2 protein-coding genes are annotated in these 2286 nt (G+C 70.3%); both read left to right on the forward strand.

Annotated elements, in window-relative coordinates; translation table 11 throughout:
• The coding region (locus VGD44_RS21430) for a PEPxxWA-CTERM sorting domain-containing protein (protein ID WP_331090415.1) at window positions 1-229 on the forward strand (229 nt) is incomplete at its 5' end.
• Window positions 230-430: 201 nt separating this feature from the next.
• On the forward strand, window positions 431-2281 hold the full coding sequence (locus tag VGD44_RS21435) for a M3 family oligoendopeptidase (RefSeq protein WP_331090416.1): 1851 nt from the start codon (window positions 431-433) through the stop codon (window positions 2279-2281).
• Window positions 2282-2286: the final 5 nt, after the last annotated feature.

The following is a 2286-nucleotide window of genomic DNA, read 5'->3' on the forward strand; positions in this document are numbered from 1 at the left end:
GCTCGCCACGGCGCTCGCCAGCGGCGCGCACACGCTCACGCTGCGGGGGTCCGTCATCGCCTTCGGCACGACGCCGGGCGCCACCTACACCGGCTCGCTCAACCTCGACACCGGCGGCGGTGGCGGCAACGAGATCCCGGAACCCGGCGTCTGGGCCTTGATGATCATGGGCTTCGGCGGGGTGGGCGCGATGGTGCGGCGACGGCGCAACGCGATGGTCGCTGCCTAGCGACGAGACCCGTTAGGGTGCGCGAAAGGCCTCGGCAAACGCCGGGGCCTTTTGTTTTTGCCCGAAGGCCCCGCCGGGCCGCGCGGGGGAGATGAACCGTCCGTCGCGCTCGGGCGGCCGTTCGCCACCCTGACCATTCGGTAATTTGGCGCGCCGCGCGGCGCCGCTTAAGCGTAACGCGGTGCTTGGGGAGTTACTTGAATGACTGATCTCAGCCGCCGCGCGGCCCTTCTGCTGGCGGCCGCCGCCGCCGTCGCGCCGAGCGCCGTGCAGGGCGCCGAGCCGGCCCTGCCGACCGTCTGGGACCTGACCCACCTCTATCCGACCCCCGCCGCCTGGGACGCCGAGCGCGCCGACCTGGAGCAGGCGCTGCCGAGCCTTGCGACCCACAAGGGCCGCCTCGGCGAGAGCGCCGCCACGCTGAAGGCCGCCCTGCAGGCCATCTCCGACCTCAACCGGCGCGGCGCGCGGCTCTTCGTCTACGCCACGCTGAAGGGCGACGAAGACCTGCAGGTCGCCGCCGACCAGGAGCGCCGCCAGCTCGCCCAGGCGCTCGTCGCGAAGTTCGGCGAGGCCACCGCCTGGGTGAACCCCGAGGTCCTGAAGGTGGGCCGCGAGAAGATCGAGGCTTTCCTGGCCGCCGATCCAGGCCTGGCCAAGTTCCGCTTCGGACTGATGGACACGCTCCGCCAGGCCCCGCACACGCTGGACGAACTGGGCGAGGCGCTGCTGGCGGCCGCCGGCAACCCGCTGAATGGCCCGCGCACCATCCGCGCCCAGCTGGTCGCCTCCGACATCCCCTGGCCCACCATCCAGGTCGCCGGCGAGCAAGTCCGCCTGGACCAGCAGGGCTACACCCGCGCCCGCGCCACGGCCGACCGCACCGAGCGCAAGAAGGTGTTCGACACCTTCTTCACCGCCTTCAGGGGCTTCGAGTCCAGCCTCGGCTCCGCGCTCGCCTCCAAGGTCGATGGCGACGTCTTCAACGCCCGCGCCCGGAAGTATCCCTCGAGCCTCGCCGCCGCCGTGGACGGCCCCAACATCCCCGAAGCGGTCTACCGCACGCTCATCGCCGAGGCGAACCGCGGCCTGCCGATCCTGCACCGCTACTTCGACCTGCGCCGCCGGCTGCTGGGCCTGCCCGACATGGGCTACTGGGACCTCTATCCGCCGGTCACCAAACTGGACGCCAAGTTCGACGTCGCGGCGAGCCGCAAGCTCTCGCTCGAGGCCATGAAGCCGCTCGGCCCCGAGTACGGCGCGGCCTTCGCCGACGCCACCGCCAAGCCCTGGGTCCACGTCTATCCCAGCCGCGGCAAGCGCGGCGGCGCCTACGTCTTCGGCGCGGCTTACGACGTGCACCCGTACATGCTCTTGAACCACACCGACAACTACGAGGGCCTGTCGACCTACGCCCACGAGTGGGGCCACGCCATGCACACCCTGCTGGCCCAGAAGGCCCAGCCGTTCGAACTGGCCGGCTACCCGACCTTCACCGCCGAGGTCGCCTCCACCGTGAACGAGCAGCTGCTCGTCGCCCACATGGTCAAGACCGCCAAGACCAAGCCCGAGAAGCTGTTCTACCTGGACCGCGTCTGCGAGATGATGCGGGCCACCTTCTACCGCCAGACCATGTTCGCCGAGTTCGAGCTCGCCGTGCACGAGGTGGCCGAGAAGGGGGAGGCGCTGTCGGGCAAGCGCGCGTCGGCCATCTACCTCGACCTGCTCAAGCGCTACCACGGCCCAAACGTGCGGATCGAAGACGTCTACGGCCTGGAGTGGGCGCTGCCGGGCCACTTCTTCGACTACAATTTCTACGTCTACCAGTACGCCACCTCGGTCACCGCCGCCTCGGCCTTCGCCGAGCGCATCCTGGGCGGCGGCGCGAAGGAACGGGACGCCTACCTCGGCGCCCTGAAGGCCGGCGGCTCGGACTATCCCGTCGACGTCCTGAAGCGCGCCGGCGTCGACATGACCACCCCCGAGCCCTTCCGCGCCATGCTCCGCAAGTTCGAGACCACCCTGGGCGAGATGGAGAAGCTGATCGGGTAAGGCGT

The organism is Phenylobacterium sp. (genome assembly GCF_036402295.1).
GTDB lineage: Bacteria > Pseudomonadota > Alphaproteobacteria > Caulobacterales > Caulobacteraceae > Phenylobacterium.

Excerpts from the sequence above, each read along its gene's own strand:
- VGD44_RS21435 (WP_331090416.1), top strand. The coding sequence starts at position 431 with ATGACTGATCTCAGCCGCCGCGCGGCCCTTCTGCTGGCGGCCGCCGCC.